The 19,460-nt window shown below is 62.6% G+C and carries 21 protein-coding genes and 1 tRNA gene; 5 read left to right on the top strand and 17 right to left on the bottom strand.

From position 1 onward, the window contains the following. Positions 1 to 74 precede the first annotated feature (74 nt). The 3 genes from lysA to argH form a co-directional block, all read right to left on the bottom strand. Positions 75 to 1,343 carry a diaminopimelate decarboxylase gene (gene lysA / locus FAA97_RS14485; RefSeq protein ID WP_136599247.1) on the bottom strand — a complete coding sequence of 423 codons (1,269 nt, stop codon included), beginning with the start codon at positions 1,341 to 1,343 and terminating at the stop codon, positions 75 to 77. 13 nt (positions 1,344 to 1,356) lie between these two features. Continuing rightward, entirely contained in the window at positions 1,357 to 1,545 is a 189-nt protein-coding gene (gene lptM / locus FAA97_RS14490; protein WP_136599248.1) for an LPS translocon maturation chaperone LptM, read from the bottom strand. Positions 1,546 to 1,642: 97 nt separating this feature from the next. Further along, positions 1,643 to 3,046 (bottom strand): argininosuccinate lyase, encoded by a 1,404-nt coding sequence (gene argH / locus FAA97_RS14495; RefSeq protein WP_136599249.1) that lies wholly within the window; start codon positions 3,044 to 3,046, stop codon positions 1,643 to 1,645. Positions 3,047 to 3,070: 24 nt separating this feature from the next. On the opposite strand from argH, the gene tlpA reads away from it, so the two are divergent. Then, entirely contained in the window at positions 3,071 to 3,745 is a 675-nt protein-coding gene (gene tlpA / locus FAA97_RS14500; RefSeq protein WP_136599250.1) for a thiol:disulfide interchange protein TlpA, read from the top strand. A gap of 9 nt (positions 3,746 to 3,754) precedes the next feature. Here the strand turns inward: tlpA and FAA97_RS14505 are convergent, their stop codons facing one another. The 11 genes from FAA97_RS14505 to FAA97_RS14555 form a co-directional block, all read right to left on the bottom strand. Then, positions 3,755 to 4,777, bottom strand: a complete 1,023-nt coding sequence (locus tag FAA97_RS14505; RefSeq protein WP_136599251.1) for a sulfate/molybdate ABC transporter ATP-binding protein — start codon at positions 4,775 to 4,777, stop codon at positions 3,755 to 3,757. Continuing rightward, a complete protein-coding gene (cysW, locus tag FAA97_RS14510) occupies positions 4,774 to 5,667 on the bottom strand; it encodes a sulfate ABC transporter permease subunit CysW (RefSeq protein WP_136599252.1) in 894 nt (297 codons plus the stop codon). The genes FAA97_RS14505 and cysW overlap by 4 nt, the downstream gene beginning before the upstream one ends. Positions 5,668 to 5,671: 4 nt before the next feature. After that, on the bottom strand, positions 5,672 to 6,493 hold the full coding sequence (gene cysT / locus FAA97_RS14515) for a sulfate ABC transporter permease subunit CysT (RefSeq protein WP_136599253.1): 822 nt from the start codon (positions 6,491 to 6,493) through the stop codon (positions 5,672 to 5,674). Between the two features lie 69 nt (positions 6,494 to 6,562). After that, positions 6,563 to 7,546: a thiosulfate ABC transporter substrate-binding protein CysP gene (gene cysP / locus FAA97_RS14520; RefSeq protein ID WP_136599254.1), complete on the bottom strand. Its 984-nt coding sequence runs from the start codon at positions 7,544 to 7,546 to the stop codon at positions 6,563 to 6,565. A 151-nt stretch (positions 7,547 to 7,697) separates the two neighbouring features. Further along, the gene (locus FAA97_RS14525; RefSeq protein WP_136599255.1) at positions 7,698 to 8,579 is read right to left on the bottom strand and encodes a 3-hydroxybutyryl-CoA dehydrogenase; all 882 of its coding nucleotides are present in this window, start codon (positions 8,577 to 8,579) and stop codon (positions 7,698 to 7,700) included. A 129-nt stretch (positions 8,580 to 8,708) separates the two neighbouring features. Beyond that, positions 8,709 to 9,638 carry an electron transfer flavoprotein subunit alpha/FixB family protein gene (locus FAA97_RS14530; protein WP_136599256.1) on the bottom strand — a complete coding sequence of 310 codons (930 nt, stop codon included), beginning with the start codon at positions 9,636 to 9,638 and terminating at the stop codon, positions 8,709 to 8,711. 148 nt (positions 9,639 to 9,786) lie between these two features. Next, entirely contained in the window at positions 9,787 to 10,536 is a 750-nt protein-coding gene (locus FAA97_RS14535; protein WP_136599257.1) for an electron transfer flavoprotein subunit beta/FixA family protein, read from the bottom strand. A gap of 219 nt (positions 10,537 to 10,755) precedes the next feature. After that, entirely contained in the window at positions 10,756 to 11,667 is a 912-nt protein-coding gene (locus FAA97_RS14540; RefSeq protein WP_246041478.1) for a rhomboid family intramembrane serine protease, read from the bottom strand. 1,499 nt (positions 11,668 to 13,166) lie between these two features. Further along, entirely contained in the window at positions 13,167 to 13,745 is a 579-nt protein-coding gene (locus FAA97_RS14545; RefSeq protein WP_136599258.1) for a cob(I)yrinic acid a,c-diamide adenosyltransferase, read from the bottom strand. 10 nt (positions 13,746 to 13,755) lie between these two features. Continuing rightward, complete coding sequence (locus FAA97_RS14550) at positions 13,756 to 13,953, bottom strand: twin transmembrane helix small protein (RefSeq protein WP_136599259.1); 198 nt, start codon at positions 13,951 to 13,953, stop codon at positions 13,756 to 13,758. 55 nt (positions 13,954 to 14,008) lie between these two features. Continuing rightward, complete coding sequence (locus tag FAA97_RS14555) at positions 14,009 to 14,833, bottom strand: SDR family oxidoreductase (protein ID WP_425467423.1); 825 nt, start codon at positions 14,831 to 14,833, stop codon at positions 14,009 to 14,011. A gap of 87 nt (positions 14,834 to 14,920) precedes the next feature. Here FAA97_RS14555 and FAA97_RS14560 point away from each other — a divergent pair, with 87 nt between their 5' ends. Beyond that, complete coding sequence (locus FAA97_RS14560; protein ID WP_136599261.1) at positions 14,921 to 15,814, top strand: YihY/virulence factor BrkB family protein; 894 nt, start codon at positions 14,921 to 14,923, stop codon at positions 15,812 to 15,814. On the opposite strand, the gene gluQRS is transcribed toward FAA97_RS14560, so the two are convergent. After that, positions 15,785 to 16,678: a tRNA glutamyl-Q(34) synthetase GluQRS gene (gene gluQRS / locus FAA97_RS14565; RefSeq protein ID WP_136599262.1), complete on the bottom strand. Its 894-nt coding sequence runs from the start codon at positions 16,676 to 16,678 to the stop codon at positions 15,785 to 15,787. The two genes, FAA97_RS14560 and gluQRS, sit on opposite strands and share 30 nt — an antisense overlap. A 48-nt stretch (positions 16,679 to 16,726) precedes the next feature. Between gluQRS and FAA97_RS14570 the strand changes: the two genes are divergently transcribed. Continuing rightward, complete coding sequence (locus FAA97_RS14570) at positions 16,727 to 17,368, top strand: DNA-3-methyladenine glycosylase family protein (protein ID WP_136599263.1); 642 nt, start codon at positions 16,727 to 16,729, stop codon at positions 17,366 to 17,368. A 95-nt stretch (positions 17,369 to 17,463) separates the two neighbouring features. Beyond that, positions 17,464 to 18,021: an HNH endonuclease gene (locus FAA97_RS14575; protein ID WP_136599264.1), complete on the top strand. Its 558-nt coding sequence runs from the start codon at positions 17,464 to 17,466 to the stop codon at positions 18,019 to 18,021. A gap of 54 nt (positions 18,022 to 18,075) precedes the next feature. On the opposite strand, the gene FAA97_RS14580 is transcribed toward FAA97_RS14575, so the two are convergent. Both FAA97_RS14580 and FAA97_RS14585 read right to left on the bottom strand, forming a co-directional pair. Further along, entirely contained in the window at positions 18,076 to 18,591 is a 516-nt protein-coding gene (locus FAA97_RS14580) for a disulfide bond formation protein B (protein ID WP_136599265.1), read from the bottom strand. An 8-nt stretch (positions 18,592 to 18,599) separates the two neighbouring features. Beyond that, the gene (locus FAA97_RS14585; protein WP_136599266.1) at positions 18,600 to 19,181 is read right to left on the bottom strand and encodes a YqaA family protein; all 582 of its coding nucleotides are present in this window, start codon (positions 19,179 to 19,181) and stop codon (positions 18,600 to 18,602) included. Between the two features lie 174 nt (positions 19,182 to 19,355). Here FAA97_RS14585 and FAA97_RS14590 point away from each other — a divergent pair. Continuing rightward, positions 19,356 to 19,440, top strand: a tRNA-Leu gene (locus FAA97_RS14590). The last annotated feature ends 20 nt before the right edge of the window (positions 19,441 to 19,460 follow it).

The raw sequence follows: 19,460 nt of genomic DNA on the forward strand, positions 1-19,460 counted from the left end.
TCTTTGTGGCGAAGACGAGGGGCGAGGCCCGGCGAGGGGGATTTTTCCCGCCCCATCGCCGAATTGTGAACGGCTCAGGCCAGCCAGTCGGGCACGGAATCGAGCGCGATCAGGTCGTCATAGCTCGGACGCGCGCGAATCACATGGAAGTCGCCGTCCTTCACCAGCACCTCCGGCACCAGCCGGCGGGTGTTGTAGGTGCCGGCCTGCACGGCGCCATAGGCTCCGGCCGAGCCGACGGCAAAGAGGTCGCCGGGCTTCGGCATCGCCATCTCGCGGTCCAGAGCCAGATAGTCGCCGGTTTCGCAGACGGGACCCACGACATCGGCCTTGATGCGGGGCGCGTTCGCCGCCGAAATCACCACCGGCCGGATCTCGTGATAGGCCTCGTACAGCGTCGGGCGGATCAGGTCGTTCATCGCGCCGTCGACGATGACGAAGGTCTTGTCGCCGCCGTCCTTCACATAGATGACTTCGGTCACGAGGATGCCGGCATTGCCGACGATCAGGCGGCCGGGTTCGGTGACGATGCGGCAGTTGAGGCTGGCAAGCTGGTCCTTGACGATCCGCGCATAGGCGTCAGGCTCTGGCGGCGGATTGTTGTCGTCCTTGTAGGGAATGCCAAGGCCGCCGCCGACATCGACATGGTCGATCGCGTGGCCGTCGGCGCGCAGCGTCTCGACGAGTTCGCGCAGCAGGCGGAAGGCATCCTCGAAGGGCTGCAACTCGGTAATCTGGCTGCCGATATGCATGTCGATGCCGGAAACCGTGATGCCCGGCAGTTCGGCGGCGCGCGCATAGACGGCGCGGGCACGTTCATAGGAAATGCCGAACTTGTTTTCCTTCTTGCCGGTCGAGATCTTGGCATGCGTCCTGGCATCGACATCCGGATTGATGCGGAAGGAAACATGCGCCTGCTTTCCGGCCTTCACCGCACGCTGGTTCAGGACTTCCAGCTCCGGTTCGCTTTCCACGTTGAAGCAGTAGATGCCGGCCTCAAGCGCGAGATCCATCTCGCTTACCGTCTTGCCGACGCCGGAAAACATGATCCGCTCCGCCGGGATGCCTGCGGCGAGCGCCCGGCGCAGTTCGCCTTCGGATACCACATCGACGCCCGCGCCGAGGCGGGCCAGCGTTTTCAGCACCGCCTGGTTGGAATTGGCCTTCATCGCATAGCAGACGAGCGCATCGACGCCGTCGAAGGCCTTTGCAAACACCTTGTAGTGCCGCTCGAGCGTTGCCGTCGAATAGCAGTAGAAGGGGGTTCCGACAGCCTTTGCAATCTCGGGGATGGCCACGCCCTCGGCGTACAGGACGCCATCGCGATACTCGAAGTGGTTCACGGCATTTGACCTGTCAGAGAAGCGGATCGAGAAGGAAGGGAGAATCGGGGCCCTTCGGCGTTTCGCTGCCCCGCAGGTTCTGCTTCTCCACGGGGGTGCTCGGGAGGTCGAGGTCGCCCTTGCGACCGCAGGCGGAGAGTGCCATCGAGGCAGCCAGCAGCAGAGAGAGCGTGAGCGTCGTGCGTTTCAGCGAATTTACCATGACCGGTCCATCGATTTGTTAAGCCCCTCTTCGCTCTAGCGAAAAAAGGGGCGCTTGTGCACCCCCGATTTCGTGATCTGTCTGCGTGTCGGCGTGATCAGTTGCGCGCGCGCCACCATGCGATCTGCTTGCGCACTTCGTCGGGTGCCGTACCGCCAAAGCTCTTGCGGCTGGCAACCGAGGCCTCCACGGTCAAAACGTTGAAAACATCGGCCGTGATGGCCGCATTGATCGCCTGCAATTCTTCCAGCGAAAGTTCTGCGAGATCGCAGCCCTTCTTTTCGGCGAGCGCCACCGCATGGCCCGTCGCGTGATGCGCGTCACGGAAGGGGAGGCCCGCTTCCCGCACCAGCCAGTCGGCAAGGTCGGTCGCCGTGGAGTAACCGGAGCCGGCAGCCGCCTTCATCTTGTCGGTGCGGATGGTCATGTCGGTCACCATGCCGGTTATGGCGGCAATCGCCAGTTCCAGACTTTCGGCAGCGTCGAAGACCTGCTCCTTGTCTTCCTGCATGTCCTTGGAATAGGCAAGCGGCAGGCCTTTCATCACCGTCAGAAGAGCGATCAGCGAGCCGTTGATGCGGCCGGTCTTGGCGCGCACCAGTTCAGCTGCATCCGGGTTCTTCTTCTGCGGCATGATCGAGGAGCCGGTCGAAAACGCATCCGACAGGCGGATGAAGCCGAATTGCGGCGTCGACCAGATGACGATCTCTTCGGCGAGACGCGACAAGTGGGTGGCGGCAATCGAGGCGATCGAGAGGAATTCGAGCGCGAAGTCGCGGTCGGAGACGGTATCGATCGAGTTTCTGGTCGGCTCGCGGAAACCGAGGGCTTTCGCCGTCATGTGACGGTCGATCGGGTAGCCGGTGCCGGCAAGCGCCGCAGCGCCAATCGGGCTTTCGTCCAGGTGTTCGATGGCGTGGCGCACGCGCTGGCGGTCACGGCCGAACATTTCGACATAGGCCATGCAGTGATGGCCGAAGGTCACGGGTTGCGCCGTCTGGAGATGGGTGAAGCCCGGCATGACGCTGTCGGCATGCTCTTCCGCACGGCTGAGGAAGGCCGAAATCAGACCGGTCAGGGCCTGTTCGGTCCGCTGCAGCTCTTCCTTCACCCAGAGCCGGAAGTCGAGCGCCACCTGGTCGTTGCGCGAACGGGCGGTGTGCAGGCGGCCGGCGGCGGGGCCGATCAGCTCGGCAAGCCGCGCCTCGATGTTCATGTGAATGTCTTCGAGCTTGCGCGAGAAGGTGAACTGACCGCTTTCGATCTCTGACAGGATCGTGTCCAGGCCGTGAAGGATCTTGTCTTTATCTTCACCCGAGATGATGCCTTGGTGCGCCAACATGGTCGCATGCGCCTTTGAGCCGCGGATATCCTGGGCATAAAGCTTCTTGTCGAAACCGATGGAGGCATTTATCTCCTCCATGATGGCCGAAGGGCCGGAGGCGAAGCGACCGCCCCACATCTGGTTGGAGGATTTGGTGTCCTTGATGTCCTCGGCCATGGAATGCCCGTCCTGGAGAATGACATGACAGAAAAAAGACGTAGCGGCCTCTTCTCTACCAAGCTGGTTGCGATCGCGGCGGTTGCCGGCATTGTCGCCGGCGCGGCTGCGGTATACGTGAGAGAGACCATGTCTGGCAATGCCGCGCAAACGGCGGATGCCGCAGTGTGCGAGGGAACGGTCGAGAAGGCAGAAGCCTTGAAGGACTATTTCACCGGCGATGTCGCGGCCATGATCCCGATCAGCGAGCCGAAGCGCATCCAGGGCCTCACCTTTCAGGACAAGTCGGGCCAGCCAATGACCATGGCCAACTTTGCCGACAAGACGGTACTCATCAATCTCTGGGCCACCTGGTGCGTTCCCTGCCGCGAGGAAATGCCGGCGCTCAACAACCTGCAGAAGGCGGCCGGGAGCGATGGCTTCCAGGTGCTTGCGATCAACATCGATACCGGCGATGTCGAGAAGCCGCAGACTTTCCTTGAGGAAACCGGCGTCGATGCACTCGGTCTTTACCGCGATAGCTCCATGGGCGTGTTCAACCAGCTGAAGCGCGAGGGCCTTGCCTTTGGCCTTCCCGTCACGCTGCTGGTCGATGGCAAGGGTTGCCTGATCGGCAATATGAACGGCCCGGCCGTCTGGGACGGCACCGACGCCAAGGCGCTGATTACCGCTGCCGCCTCCGTGCCACCCAAGGGCTGATCGATAGCCTCAGTCCTGAAACAGACGTGGGCGCAGGATCTCGATATATCCGGTCGCGCCCTTCTGCTCTGCAAATTCCGGCGATACGTCGAACTCGACACTGTCTCCGCTTGCCGTCTGGGCGAGAACGCGCTTCGAGCCCGGACGGTCGAGCACGCGCACGATCTTTGCAGCCACACCCTTGGCCGGGTCATGGCCCCATTCGACATCGGTCGGCCGAAACAGCAGCTCTGCCGGCCCGTCCTTCAGGCCAATCGCGTCATAGGTCATGGTGTCGACCGTTGCGCGTCCATCTCGAACAACCGCCTTCAGCGCATTGGTGTCGCCCAGAAAGCGCATGACAAAGGCGTTGGCGGGACTGCGGCAGACCTCTTCCGGTGTTCCCTGCTGCACGATCTTGCCCTTGTCGAGGATGACGACGCGGTCGGCAAGATCAAGTGCCTCTTCCTGGTCGTGGGTGACGAAGAGCGTGGTGATGCCGAGTTCGTCATGGATCGATCGCAGCCAGCGGCGCAGGTCGCGACGCACATTGGCGTCCAGCGCGCCGAAGGGTTCGTCCAGCAGCAGCACCCGCGGGTCGACAGCCAGTGCGCGCGCCAGGGCCACCCGCTGGCGCTGGCCGCCTGAGATCTGGCCGGGAAAGCGTTCGCCAAGTCCGGACAGTTGCACCAGGTCCAGCAATTCGGTGACGCGCCTGTCGATGTCGGTGGACGATCGCTTGACCTTCGACACCTTCATGCCGAAGGCGATGTTTTCCGCCACGGTCATATGCGGGAAGAGCGCATAGTGCTGGAAGACGAAGCCGACGCCACGATCACGCACCGGGATATCCGTCGCGTCCTCATCGCCGAAATGGATCTGGCCGCCATCGGCGAATTCGAGACCTGCCACCATGCGCAGGATCGTCGTCTTGCCGGAGCCGGAAGGGCCGAGCAGGGCGACCAGTTCGCCACTCTTGATATCCAGCGAGACACCATGCACGGCACGGAAGGTCTCGAAGGTCTTGACGACGGTGTCGAGGCGAATGTTCACGAATGGATCTCCGAAGTGGTCTGAACGCCGGCCAGCGTCTGCGGCCGGTTGCGGCGTCCCGCTCCCTGGCGTTCGAGCAAAACCTTGACGACGAGGGTAACGAGAGCGAGCACGGCCAGGATCGATGCGGCGGCGAAGGCGCCGACGGCGTTATAGTCCTGGTAAAGCAGCTCGATATGCAGCGGCAACGTGTTGGTCTGGCCGCGGATATTGCCGGAGACGATGGATACGGCGCCAAATTCGCCCATCACGCGTGCATTGCAGAGCACCACGCCATAGAGCATCGCCCATTTGATGTTGGGCAGCGTCACCGACAGAAACGTGCGCCAGCCGCTGGCGCCGAGCGAGGTTGCAGCCTCCTCGAGGTCTCGGCCCTGCGCCTGCATCAGCGGGATCAGTTCGCGTGCCACAAAGGGCGCGGTCACGAACATCGAGGCAAGCACGATGCCCGGAAGCGCAAAGAGAATCTTGAGTTCTGCGCTGGCCAGCGCCGGGCCAAACAGACCCTGCAAGCCGTAGACGAAGAGATAGCAGACACCGGCGACGACAGGCGAGACGGAGAAGGGTATCTCGATCACGATGGTCAGCAGCCGTTTGCCGGGAAAGTCGTGTTTGGTGATCGCCCAGGCAGCCGCCACGCCGAAGATCGTGTTCAAAGGCACGGCAATGGCTGCGGTGATGACCGTCAGCAGCACCGCATGGCGCGTATCGGCATCGGCAATCGTCTGAAGGAAATAGGGAACACCACGTGAGAAGGCTTCAACGCCGATCACGGCCATGGGTGCCACGACGACCAAGGCAACGAGCACCAGCACAAGGGCCAGCAGCGTGTATTTGAAGGCCGGGGCGTCACCAATGCGGGGCGGGCGGCGGTGGTTGGAATGGCTCATGGTGTCAGCCTTTCACCGTGTAGCGCAGCGCGCGGGCCTGCAGGAAATTGGTCACGGCCAGCATCAGGAAGGCGGCAAGCAGCATGACGGAGGCAATCGCGGCCGCCGCGGGATATTCGTATTCCTCCAGCCGGATGAAGGCGAGGAGGGCGGTGATCTCGGTCTCGAACGGCTGATTTCCGGCAATGAAGATGATCGCGCCGAATTCGCCAAGGCTGCGGGCGAAGGCCAGCGACGTGCCGGCCAGTAGTGCCGGGGTCAGCAGTGGCAGCACGACGCGCCCGAAGATGGACCAGTCGCCGGCACCCAGCGTCTGGCCGGCCTCTTCCAGTGCCGGATCAAGCTCTTCCAGCACCGGCTGCACCGTGCGCACAATGAAGGGCAGGCTGGTAAACGCCATGGCAATCATGATGCCGAGCGGCGTGTAGGCAACCTTGATGCCGATCTCGGAAAGAGCTGCACCGAACCAGCCGTTCGCGGCAAAGAGCGTGGTCAGCGAAATGCCGGCAACGGCTGTCGGCAGCGCAAAGGGCAGGTCCACCAGTGCATCGATGATGCGACGGCCGGGAAAGCGGTAGCGCACCAGAACCCAGGCAAGGGCCAGGCCGAAGACGAGGTTGAACAGCGTGGCAATGAGCGCCGAGCCGACCGTCACCATGTAGCTTGCGACTGCGCGCTCCGAGGAAACGATGCGCCAGTAGTCTGATGGCCCAAGGCTTGCCGCCTTGAAGATCAGGGCAGCCAGCGGCAGCATGATGATGATCGCGGCATAGACCAGCGTTATCCCGAGGGAAAGCCGGAAGCCGGGCAGTACGCGCCGTGTCAAAGGAGGGGTCCTTTCATCCGAAAACCGGCGGGCAGGGCCGCCGGTCTTGCGAGTTCGTGCAGGGTGCGATCAGCGGCTGCCGTAGATGCCGTCAAGGATGGCGCCCTCGGCAAAATGCTCTTCCGAAACCTTGGCCCAGCCGCCGAATACGTCCTCGACGGTCACCAGGCGGATTTCGGGAAACTGTTCCTTGTATTCGGCCGCAACCTTCTCGTCATGCACGCGGTGGCCGAAGTCGGCCGCAACCTTCTGGCCCTCCGGCGAGTAGAGGAAATCGAGATATTTCTTGGAGAGCTCCTGGCTGCCCTTCTTGTCGGCCACCTTGTCGACGATCGCGACCGGGAATTCGGCAAGCAGGCTGACCGAGGGCACGACCTGCTGGAACTTGTCCTCGCCGTACTGCTTGGCGATCGACTTGGTCTCGGCCTCGAAAGTGATGATCACGTCGCCGATCTCGCGTTCGACAAAGGTGGTTGTCGCTGCGCGGCCGCCTGTGTCGAAGACCGGCACGTTGTCGAAGATCTTGTCGATGAACTCGGTCACCTTCGCCTCGTCGCCGGCAAACTTCTCCTTGGCGTAAGCGGTTGCGGCCAGATAGGTGTAGCGGGCATTGCCCGAGGTCTTCGGGTTGGGGAAGATCACCTTCACGTCGTCACGGGCGAGATCGTCCCAGTCCTTGATCCCCTTCGGATTGCCGGCGCGCACCAGGAAGGAGGGGAAGGAGTAGAAGGGCGATGCGTTGTTGGGGAATTCCGACTGCCAGCCTTCGTTGATGAAGCCGTTCTTCACCAGAAACTCGACATCGGTCACCTGATTGAAGGTCACGACGTCAGCCTCGAGACCCTCGACGATGGCACGCGCCTGGCGCGAGGTGCCGCCATGCGACTGGTCGATCGTCACGCCGGGATTGGCCTTGATGAAGGCCTCGTTCTCGGCCGCAAAGATTTCGCGCGCGATGTCGTAGGAGGCGTTGAGCAGCTTGTCTGCTGCCTGGGCGGCATAAGGGGCGGAGAGCGACAGGAGGGCAGCGCTGACGAGAAGGAGGCGTTTCATGGGGGAGGTCTCCGGAATGCGAATTCTAAAAATAGTCTTCGCAAGCTAGAGCCTCTGCCGTGCCATTCCGAGGTATGGGCGACCAATGATCCCGGACGAGGGCAAATAGTTTTCCGTCATCACGGTCCTGCCGAGAATGGCGCGGAGCGCTTCAGCGCGTCGGAACCGGCACTTCGCCGCGATAGTCGTAGAAGCCACGGCCGGATTTGCGGCCGAGCCAGCCGGCCTCGACATATTTCACCAGCAGCGGGCAGGGGCGATATTTCGAGTCCGCCAGGCCGTCATGCAGCACCTGCATGATCGAGAGGCACGTATCGAGGCCGATGAAATCGGCCAGCTGCAGCGGGCCCATCGGGTGGTTGGCGCCGAGCTTCATCGCGGTATCGATGGCTTCCACCGAGCCGACGCCTTCATAGAGCGTGTAGATCGCCTCGTTGATCATCGGCAAAAGGATGCGGTTGACGATGAAGGCCGGGAAGTCTTCCGCCACCGTGATCGTCTTGTCGAGCGAGGCGACGAAGTCCTTGGCCGTGGCGAAGGTCGTCTCGTCGGTGGCGATGCCGCGCACGAGTTCGACGAGTTTCATCACCGGCACCGGGTTCATGAAGTGGATGCCCATGAAGCGTTCCGGCCGGTCGGTGGCCGAGGCAAGCCGCGTGATGGAAAGGGAGGAGGTATTGGTCGCAATCAGGGCCTCGGGTTTCAGCACCGGGCAGAGCGTCGCGAAGATCTTGCGCTTGATCGTCTCGTCTTCGGTCGCAGCCTCGATGACCAGATCGCACGGCGCAAGGTCGTTGATGTCGGCAGAGCCGGAGATCAAGGCAAGCGCTGCCTTGCGCTGCTCGTCGGTGATCTTGCCGTTTGTCACCTGCCGGGCGAGATTGCCGTTGATGGTCGCGAGGCCGGCTTCGATGCGGTCCTTGGAAAGGTCGTAGACGGTGACCTTGTAGCCGGAGATCGCCGAGACCTGGGCAATGCCGCAGCCCATCTGGCCCGCACCCACCACACCGACATTCACGATCTTGTCCGTCATCCTCAACCTCCTCACCTGTTGTCGGCGTCATGCCAAACAAAAACGCCGGGTCCGCATCGCGCGGGCCCGGCTGATTGATAGACCGCAAAGGGACGTTTGACCAGTCCTTTCGCAGGTGCGAGATGGCGCTCAGAGCGCCTTCTCGAGCTCCGGCAAGGCCTCGAAAATGTCGGCGACGAGGCCGTAATCGGCGACCTGGAAGATCGGTGCTTCCTCGTCCTTGTTGATCGCGACGATGACCTTCGAATCCTTCATGCCGGCCAGATGCTGGATGGCGCCGGAGATGCCGCAGGCGATGTAGAGCTGCGGGGCCACCACCTTGCCGGTCTGGCCAACCTGCCAGTCGTTTGGCGCGTAACCGGCGTCAACAGCCGCGCGCGAGGCGCCCACGGCCGCACCCAGCTTGTCGGCCACCGGCAGGATGACTTCCTGGAACTTTTCCGAGGAGCCCAGCGCGCGACCGCCGGAGATGATGATCTTGGCCGAGGCCAGTTCCGGACGGTCGGACGAGGACAGGGCGTCGGAGACGTGGCTCGAAACGCCGGGATCGGCGGCGGCCGAAACGCTTTCAACCGCAGCCGAACCACCTTCTCCAGCGGCGGCAAAGGAGGCGGTGCGCACGGTGATCACCTTTTTGGCATCGGTCGACTGCACGGTCTGGATGGCGTTGCCGGCATAGATCGGACGCTTGAAGGTGTCGGCCGAGACGACCTCTGTGATTTCCGAGATCTGCATCACGTCGAGCAGGGCCGCCACGCGCGGCATGACGTTCTTGCCGACCGAGGTCGCTGCCGTGATGATCGTATCGTAGGAACCGGCAAGCGAAACGATGAGCGCTGCCAGCGGCTCTGCCAAATTGTGGCCGAGCGATGCATCGTCAGCGACGAGCACCTTGGAGACGCCGGAGAGCTTGGCTGCGGCATCCGCGGCAGCCTTGGCGCCGGCACCTGCCACCAGCACATGCACGTCACCACCGATTGCGGTTGCCGCCGTCAGCGCCTTTGCCGTCTGGTCGGATACGGTCGCATTGTCGTGTTCTGCGAGAAGAAGAATAGCCATGGTTCAATCCTCGAATAGGTTTCCGTGGAAATCCGTCAGGCCCAGCCGAAAAGCGTGGGGTGCGAGAACCGGAGGGACGCGTACTTCACGTACGTGAGCACCGGAAGCGCAGCGACCCGCCCTTTGCAGGCGGGCCTCACGGGTTTCATTAAAGCACGCCGGCTTCGTTCTTAAGCTTGTCCACCAGTTCGGCGACGCTCTTGACCTTGATGCCGGCCTTGCGGCCTTCCGGCTCCTCGGTCTTCAACACCTTGAGGCGTGCGGCGACATCGACGCCGAAATCGGCCGGGCTCTTCTTGTCGAGCGGCTTCTTCTTCGCCTTCATGATGTTCGGCAGCGAGGCGTAGCGCGGCTCGTTCAGACGCAGGTCGGTGGTGACGATCGCCGGCAGCTTGACGTCGATGGTCTGCAGACCGCCGTCGACTTCACGCGTCACGGTCGCCTTGTCGGCGGAAAGTTCGAGCTTGGAGGCAAAGGTCGCCTGGCCCCAGCCGAGGAGGGCGGCCAGCATCTGGCCGGTCTGGTTCGAATCGTCGTCGATCGCCTGCTTGCCGACGATGACGAGGCTTGGGCCTTCCGCCTCGACCACGCCCTTCAGGAGCTTGGCGACGGCGAGCGGCTCGACCGCCTCGTCGGTTTCGATCAGGATGCCGCGGTCAGCGCCCATGGCGAGCGCGGTGCGGATGGTTTCCTCGGCCTTGGCCGGGCCGATCGAGACGATGACGATCTCTTCCGCCTTGCCGGCTTCCTTGAGGCGCAGGGCCTCTTCCACCGAGATTTCGTCGAAGGGATTCATCGACATCTTGACGTTTGCAAGCTCAACACCGGAACCATCCGGTTTGACGCGGATCTTGACGTTGTAATCCACAACCCGCTTGACTGGGACGAGTATCTTCATGGGTTCCTTCCTTCAAAGCTTCCGCCGGAAAATGCGCCGAACTGCGATCCGCCGTGTGTCGATGGGCGACATCGATACGCATTTTTTGCCCAAACACAACGCTCGGACGCGAATGCTACAGCCTGACATCGGTGATAATTGACGTTGACGTGCACGTCAATACGACGCTGACGCAACCCGATGTCACCGTCCCCTCGTTGTCACTGGCCACCAGCGATGTCACCGCCCCCAGTGTGGCGTCTGCTTTGCGGGCCGTGGTGTATCCGTCTGCGGGGTCTGCGGCAGCTCGGTTTCGGGGAGACGCCCCGGGCGCGACACCGGCTGCTGTCCCCAGGGTCCCGAGAGACCGGCGGGCGCGCCTGCGCCGCGCGCGGAAAGGGAGGTCGGTGCGCTTGCGCCGCTTCGGTCGCGCGGGCCACCCACCGTCTCGACCGCCCGCGGCGTCACGATTGCCCGGTCGAACAGCGGCACGCCGGGTCGCCGCAGCACGAGCACCAGGCCCGCGCCGGCGAGAATTCCGCCAACATGGGCGCCCCAGGAAACATTGCTGTCGCCGTCGATCAGCAGCATGACGAATTGCTGTCCCACCCAGAGCAGCAGCGGCACGAAGGCCGGCAGCGGCAGCGGAAAGCGCATGAAGACGAGCACCCAGACCCGAACCTTGGGGTGCAGCATGAGATAAGCCGCAACGACACCGGCGACGGCACCCGAGGCCCCGATCAGGGGCGCCTGGCTCGTCGGCATCACCAGCCCATGCATGAGTGCGCCGGCGGCCGCGCAGGCGAGATAGAAGAACAGGAATTTGAAGTGCCCCATGGCGTCCTCGACATTGTCGCCGAAGACCCAGAGGAACAGCATGTTGGAGCCGAGATGCAGCCAGCTGCCATGCAGGAAGGAATAGGTCACATAGGTCGCATTGTCCGGCACCAGCACCAGCGACGGATCGAGCGTCGCGCCGCCTAGAAGAATGGCCGGAATGAAGCCCAGGCCATAGACGCCAAGCTCATAGGCGGCATCGGGCAGCAGGGTGGAGACGGCATAGGTGATGACATTGGCGGCTATCAGCCCAAGTGTCACATACTGTCGGCGGATATGCTTCAGCGCATTACGGTCATGGAGTGGAATGAACATTGCGCCTCGTCGGGTTTGGCCGGTTGTGGGCGGATGCTAGCCTATCATACTGCGTGGGGACAGGGGGATGGTGTTCGGGGATGGCTCCGCCTCTTTCCCTGTGGGAGAGGCTTCGGAGCGTTGGCCTAAGGTCAGAAATCGATCCAGTGAATCGATTTCAGCGAACGAAGGCCTGAGCGCGTCGCCGCGCGAGGGTAATGAGAAGGCTTGAGGGCCATTAGAGCTAAACTTCAGATTTTGCTGGTGAGGAGATTGTTGCCGCAGGGGCACACTCATAATCGCTGCTAAATCTCAAGGCTTGGCACTGATTGGGCAAGGCCTCCGAGGTCAACCGGCAATGCCAGGTCACACCACGCCAAAACCGGGGACGCCGTCCAGGCATTCCGTAACAAAATCAACACCCCACCCAAAAAATCATCCCCGTATTCCGCACATGCCCCATACTCGGTGCTGTCCCGCCCTCGGATACACCTGACGATGCGATGTCAGGCGAGGCGGGATCGGCGCCGGGGCGATGTGCTGTCGCAGGCACAAAACCCCGGCCCGCTTGCAACGGTCTCCCTCCTGACGAAGGGCTGGACGAGGGTGATGGGGTCGGATGTCTCCAAAACCTGGATACCCTGATCGGAAGGGCGTGCCTCAGAGGCACACAGACAAGGCGCCCGCGCTGTCGCGAACACTCCAGACGGCGGGGCGAAACAAACGGCGGGGATGGTGGCAATGCCAGCAATGGCAAAGACCCCATCCCCCGGGCGAGGGTCCCGGTCGGAATGGTGCACCATCCGGCGGGAACCTCCCGGGCCACCGGCCAGGCTTAAGCAGAACCACCTTCGGGAGGACTCTGCCAAGCCGGACCCTCGCCCGGTCAATCTTTGGGGCAACCCGAAGACCATCGCCGCCTTGCCAGAGAGACGCATGCGAACGGGAAAAAACGCCGAACGGGGCGCCGGAAGGAGCCACATACTACCACTTAGACAGGCTGCTTCTGGCGCCCCGTCCGAGACAAGTTTCAGGCACACCCGGAGGATGCTCAGTCCGCCCGGTGGCGAAGCTTGGGTTTTTTGACAATTTGTTTAGGCGTAGCTCCCCGAAAGGTCGTTGCTGGGGATGCCTCGGCAGATCCTCGGGACAAGCCCGAGGATGACGTTCCGCTGAAGGCGGCCCAATCACAATCCTCTGGAGTCAACGATAAGAAGCGGTAGCGGAGAATACCCTCCACCCCACACCCGCCGTCATCCTCGGGCTTGTCCCGAGGATCTGCCAGCGCCAGCAGCGGGGGTGACGGTGATAGCGAGTGGTTCGTTCGGCCAATCCCCCGGCCCAACCAACGACCGGAGGACGAGACGAGCGCGACACCCTTCCTCTCCCGCTCTGGGGGAGGAAGGAAAATCGAAGGTTAAGCCCTCTCGTCGCCTCCGCGCGACGTCCTGCTCAGGCCTTCCCGACAAACAGGTCCTCCCCACCAAGGGGGAGTTGGGAGCCGCGCAAGACGCTCAGCCCTACCTGTTCTTCCCCGGCACCCACAGAATATCCGCCTTGCCGCCATCATTGGCGTGGCGGGCGGCGACGAAGAGGAAGTCGGAGAGGCGGTTGACGTATTTCAGCGCCGGTTCGCCCACAGCCTCGCCGTCGAAGCGGGAAAGCTCGACCATGATGCGCTCGGCCCGGCGCGTTGTGGTGCGGGCGAGATGCAGATAGGCCGCAGCCGGGGTGCCGCCAGGCAGGATGAAGGATTTCAGCGGATCGAGATTGGCATTCAGCTGGTCGATTTCCTTTTCGATCCGGTCCACCTGGGCCTCTATCACCCGCAGCGGCTCGTAGGACAGAACCTCGCCGGTCTCAGGGGCGGCCAGATCGGCGCCGAGATCGAAGAGATCGTTCTGGATGCGCATCAGCATCGCATCGAGATCGGCCATGTTGGCTGTATGAAGGCGCGCGATGCCGATCGCCGAATTGGTCTCGTCGATCGTGCCATAGGCGTCGACGCGCAGATCGTGCTTCAGCCGCCGCGGCCCCGTCACCAGAGCCGTCGTGCCATCATCGCCGGTGCGGGTGTAGATCTTGTTGAGCTTGACCATCGACGCCTCCTCAGCGACCGCCGCCTGTGACCCAGAGCGTCAGCATGATCAGGATGATCGCCACCGCCTGCAGCACGATGCGGGCCTGCATCAGTTTGTTGGAGGTATTGCCGCTGCCGCCCTTCATCATGACGAAGAGGCCGCGCAACAGAACCATGGCAACGAGGCCCATGACGATCAGGGTAAGCGTGGTGAGAAATGTAGACATGAAGTGGCTGTGCCTTTGTTCGCGCGCCCGTGGCGGTGCCAAGTCCGTTGGCAGGTCAGTCCAGCGAGCGCATCAGTCGATAGAAGAGGTCGGCGGGCAGCAGGCGCTTGAGCAGGGCGCCCTGTTTTGCCGGCTTCGTTACCAGATAATGTGGGCGGGCGCGACGGGCGGTCAAGGCATGCGTCAGAACGTCGTAGACAGCCTCGGGGCCGAGCTTGCTGCGGTTGATCGGGCCGGTGCCTTGAAGACGCGCCAGCTGACGACGGTAATCTTCGGCATGCACGGAGCCTTCCAGGTCGATCGCCTGGCGGATATGAGTAAGCGCATTGGCGGTGAAGCGGCTTTCGATCGGGCCGGGTTCGATCAGGCTCACCTGCACGCCGGAGCCTTCAAGCTCCATCCGGAGCGTCAGCGAAAGGCCTTCGAGCGCATATTTTGAGGCGGTATAGGCGCCGCGCCAGCGATAGGGCAAAAGCCCGAGGATCGAGGAACACTGGACGATCCGGCCTGAACCTTGCGCCCGCATGGTCGGGATCACCCGGCGCGTCAGATCATGCCAGCCGAAGAGATTGGTCTCGAATTGCGCTCGGAGCGCATCGGTCGGCAAATCCTCCACCGCGCCCGGCTGGCCATAGGCGCCGTTGTTGAACAGGGCATCAAGACGACCGTCGGTGCGCTCGAAAACCGACGCTACCAGTGCTTCGATGCTGGCGGGATCGGTATAATCCATGAGGAAGACGTCGATCCCCTCGGATTTCAGCGCATCGCCGTCCTCGGTTTTCCGGACCGTGGCGAAAACCTGCCAGCCATCGCGCTTCAAAGCCCTTGCGCAATAGGCGCCGATGCCCGTAGAGCACCCGGTAACGATAATGCTGCGCACGCTCTTTCCCGCCGTTCCTGTACAAATCGGCATGGGTTTCCCATATTCGGCGCCGTGTGACAATTGGCAGGGCCACAAGGAGACCGGATGCCGACATTCCTCAAAATGCTTTACAAGGTCGCCTTCGATGCGCTCTGGCATTTCTCCGAGGATGACGGTTGGGCCATGGCAAGCCATGTGGCTCTTTCGGCACTCCTGGCGCTCTTTCCCTTCCTGATCTTCGGCACGGTCCTGGCGAGCTTTCTCGGAGCGGATCAGTTCGCCGATACCGCTGTGCATCTGATCTTCGACACCTGGCCGGAATCAATTGCCCAGCCGCTCGCCGAGCAGGTGATCGCCGTTCTGACCACGCCGCGTGGCGGCCTCCTCACCGTTTCGGTGCTGGCGGCAGCCTATTTCGCCTCGAACGGCGTCGAGGCGCTGCGCGTTTCGCTGAACCGCGCCTACCGGGTCGTTGAAACGCGGCCATGGTACATCACGCGCCTGGTCAGCCTCGGTTTCATGCTGGGCGCGGTCATCGTGCTGGCGCTGATCAGCACGCTGCTTGTCGCCGTGCCCGTGGCGCTTGCCTTTGCCGAGCGCTATTTTCCGCTGCTGAAGGACGCGCTCCTGACGGTCGCCAACTGGCGCATCTGGGGCACCGTCGCCTTCCTCATCGTCGGGCTGATGGTGTTTCACCTCGCCCTGCCGGCCGGCCGGCGGCGGGTGATCGACGTTCTGCCGGGCGTGCTCCTGACCTTGATGCTCTGGCTCGTCGGCGCGCTGGTCTTTGCCTATTATATCGGCACCTTCGCCAACTACGCGGCAACCTATGCCGGTCTTGCCTCGGTCATGGTGGTGCTGGTCTTTCTCTACATGATCAGCGCCATCTTCATCATCGGGGCCGAATTCAACGCCGCGCTGTTGAAGTTCCGGGTCGTGCCGGTCAAGGGTGCGCCGGATATCGGCATCTCAAATCCCGACCAGGCGGCGGATATCTGAGGGCGTAAGGCCGCGCTCCCGCAGCGCTGAAAGGGCCGTGTCGCCGCTGCTTTTAGAAAGCTTGCGCCCATCTTCGGCGAGGATGAGGCGATGGTGATGGTAGATCGGCTCGGACAGGTCGAGGAGGACCTGCAGCAGCCGGTGGACGGCCGTTGCATGAAAGAGGTCAAGACCGCGCACCACATGCGTGACACCTTGCAGCGCATCATCGAGGGTGACCGCCAGATGATAGCTTGCCGGCGCATCCGAGCGCCAGAGCACGACATCGCCCCAGGCGGCCGGGTCTGCCAGGATCAGCCCCGTTGCTCCATCGCCGGTGTCCCGCCAGGTGAGCGGTAAGGGTATCGCCGCCAAGGCTTTTTCCATGTCGAGGCGATAGGCAAAACGCTCCGTGGTCGCCAGGCGGCGATCGCGTTCACCGGCCTCAAGATGCCGCTCCTCGGTGGGATAGAGCGGTGCGCCGTCAGGATCACGCGGCCAGGGGCCGGCTTCCCGCTCATAGGCCTGAACCCGCGCCTTGACCTCGCCGCGGGTGAGAAAGGAGGGGTAGACGAGCTCGCGCTCGATCAGGCGATCGAGGGCCTGACGGTAGAAGCCGAAATGCTCGGACTGGCGGCGCACCGGCTCTTCGTGGCGGATGCCGAGCCAGTCGAGATCAGCAAGGATCGCGGCCTCGAATTCGGTGGTGCAGCGGGTGACATCGATATCTTCGAGCCGCAGCAGCAGGCGCCCGCCGCTTGTGCGCGCCATCTCGGCGTTGAGGAGGGCGGAGAGCGCATGACCCAGATGCAGCCGGCCGTTGGGGCTCGGCGCAAAACGGAAGGTCGGTTGGCTCTCTCCGGTTTGACGGATCGTGTCGCTCATGGTTTTCCTTCGCACGGGACAAAGATCAGGAAAAGGGGCGAGCGACGGATGATCATCCGCGACGAGGCAGATCTGAAATTGGGGCTTGCCACATTGCTGGAGCGGGATCCAAGGCTTGAAGCCATTGCCGGGGCGTGCGGTCCGCTGCCGCTCCGGCTTTCGCCGCCGGGGTTCGCCGGCCTTGCCTCGATCATCGTCTCGCAGATGGTGTCGCGCGCCAGTGCCGAGGCGATCTGGCGTCGGATGACGGCGGTGCTCGGCCATCGTCCGACGGCGGAGGATTACCTCTCGCTGCCGCCGGAAGTGGTTTTGACCTTCGGGCTTTCAAGGGGCAAGGCGCTCGCCCTCGAAGCTGCGGCAAAGGAGGATCTGGGCGGCGCCTACCGGCTGGACGAGGTGGCGTTGATGCCGGGGCAGCAGGCGATTGCGGCCCTGACCAGCCTCAAGGGCATCGGCCCCTGGACAGCGGAGGTCTACCTGATGTTCTGCGGCGGCCATCCCGACATATTCCCCGTTGGCGACGTGGCGCTCCGGATCTCAGTGGGCGATGTCTTTTTTGCCGGGGAGCGCCCGACACCGGAGGCGGTGGAGGCTTGCGCGCAGGCCTGGGCGCCGGTGCGCTCGGTCGCGGCAAGGCTGTTCTGGGCCCATTATGCCCGCATTACGGGCCGCGTTGCCCTGCCGCGTTGAGCCTCTTGGTCGCAGGCTGAAGATTCAGGCTTCACAATGCTGTAACAAGAGACCTAATATAGAAGGGCAGATGCCGAATCGATCAGGAGCACGCCTTGACGATTGCAGTTTCGCCCCAGGCCCTGCCGGCGCTCGTCCTGAACGCCGACTACAGGCCACTGAGTTACTATCCCTTGTCGCTATGGTCCTGGCAGGACGCGATCAAGGCGGTCTTCCTCGACCGTGTGAACATCATCGCGGAATACGAGCACTCGGTCTGTTCGCCGAGCTTTTCGATGAAGTTGCCGAGCGTGGTCAGCCTGAAGACCTATATCCAGCCGACACGCAATCCCGCCTTCACCCGTTTCAACGTGTTCCTGCGCGACAAGTTCGAATGCCAGTATTGCGGCTCGCCCGACGATCTGACCTTCGACCATGTCATTCCCCGCGCCCATGGTGGCGAAACCACCTGGGAAAACGTGGTGGCTGCCTGCTCGCCCTGCAATCTGCGCAAGGGCTCGAAGCTGCCGAAACAGGCGGGCATGCACCCGCATCAGGCGCCGTACCGGCCCACCGTGCAGGACCTGCACAACAATGGCCGGCTGTTCCCGCCCAACTACCTGCATGAAAGCTGGATGGATTATCTCTACTGGGATACCGAGCTGCAGCCCTGAGGGACCGCAGCGCACAAGCTTGCAGCTGCGCTTTCTCGCACAGCCACTGCCATCTCAGATGGCCGGCTTGCGCAGCGCACCCCAGAGCGCGATGGCGGCGAGGGCGGCACTCGTCAGCACATTCCAGCCGGCAAAGGAAAGGCCCAGAACGCGAAGGGTCGCTTCAGTGCAGGAGGGCGCCTTGGTGGCATTCAGCGCCTCCAGCACGTTGACCGGCGCATCGCCACCTGTTGCGCCGATGGTGCAGCTCGCAGGGCCCGCCCAGAACTGCCACTCGACGCCGGAATGGTAGATGCCAAGCCCCATGCCGACGAGCATCAGCACGGCAATCGCGATCAGAAGCGTCTTTGTGACGACGGGTGGCATGCGGAAGGCAGCGGAGAGCACGGCAAGGAAACCAACGCCAATGCCGATGTAATAGGGATTGCGCTGCATCAGGCAGAGCGCGCAGGGGATATAGCCCCCAATATGCTCAAAGCCGAGCGCCGAGCCGACGACGATCGCCATGCCGAGGGTGAGGAACGCGGCGAGGGCCGTGTCGGACGTCAGGGGAGACAGAAGCGCTTTCATATAATGCCTCAAAGAATGACCTTCACCAGATAGAAGCCGCCAAGCAGCAGTACCATGAACAGGGTGAAAAGAAGGCCGAGATATTTCTCAACGAAGATCCGGATTGGTTCACCATAGCGCTTCAGGAGAAATGCCACCAGAAAGAAGCGGGTGGCACGCCCGATGATGCTCACCAGGATGAAGACAACGAAGTCGAGCCCGGTTGCACCGGAGAAGATTGTCAGCACCTTGTAGGGAAATGGCGTGATCGCGGCAAAGAGCACGCCCCAGCCGCCCCAGGTGTTATACCAGCCGGCAACCTGCTCAAAGGCATCCTCCTTGCCGTAGAAGGCAAGAATGGGCCGACCGACAATGTCAAACAGGAACATGCCGATGGCATAGCCGAGGATCGCGCCCAGCACCGAGGCGATGGTGCAGACAAGCGCCAGACGCAACCAGTCCAAGCGCCGCGCAATCACCATCGGTATTAGCAGCACATCCGGCGGGATTGGGAAGAAAGAGCTTTCGATAAAGGAAACACCCGCGAGCGCCTTGTCGGCATGACGGGTGCCAGCCAGCGACATGGTCCAAGCGTAAGTGCGGCGTAACATGAAAGTTCCAACTATGATGTCACGGCGTTTTATGCGAGCCGGCGGGGGCTGTAAACGGCTCCGGTCCTGCAAAGCCAAGGCTTTGTAAACATTCCCGTGAGCGCTGTGCGAAAAAGACGTTGACCGGTTGGTCCTGCTTCGTATAGTCCGGCGCAGTCCATCTGACGCTCATGTGCCCCATTGGCGGAACTGGTAGACGCGCTCGACTCAAAATCGAGTTCCGAAAGGAGTGCTGGTTCGATTCCGGCATGGGGCACCACCATTTCTTGTAGAAGGCAC

The organism is Peteryoungia ipomoeae (assembly GCF_004912165.1).
Lineage (GTDB): Bacteria > Pseudomonadota > Alphaproteobacteria > Rhizobiales > Rhizobiaceae > Allorhizobium > Allorhizobium ipomoeae.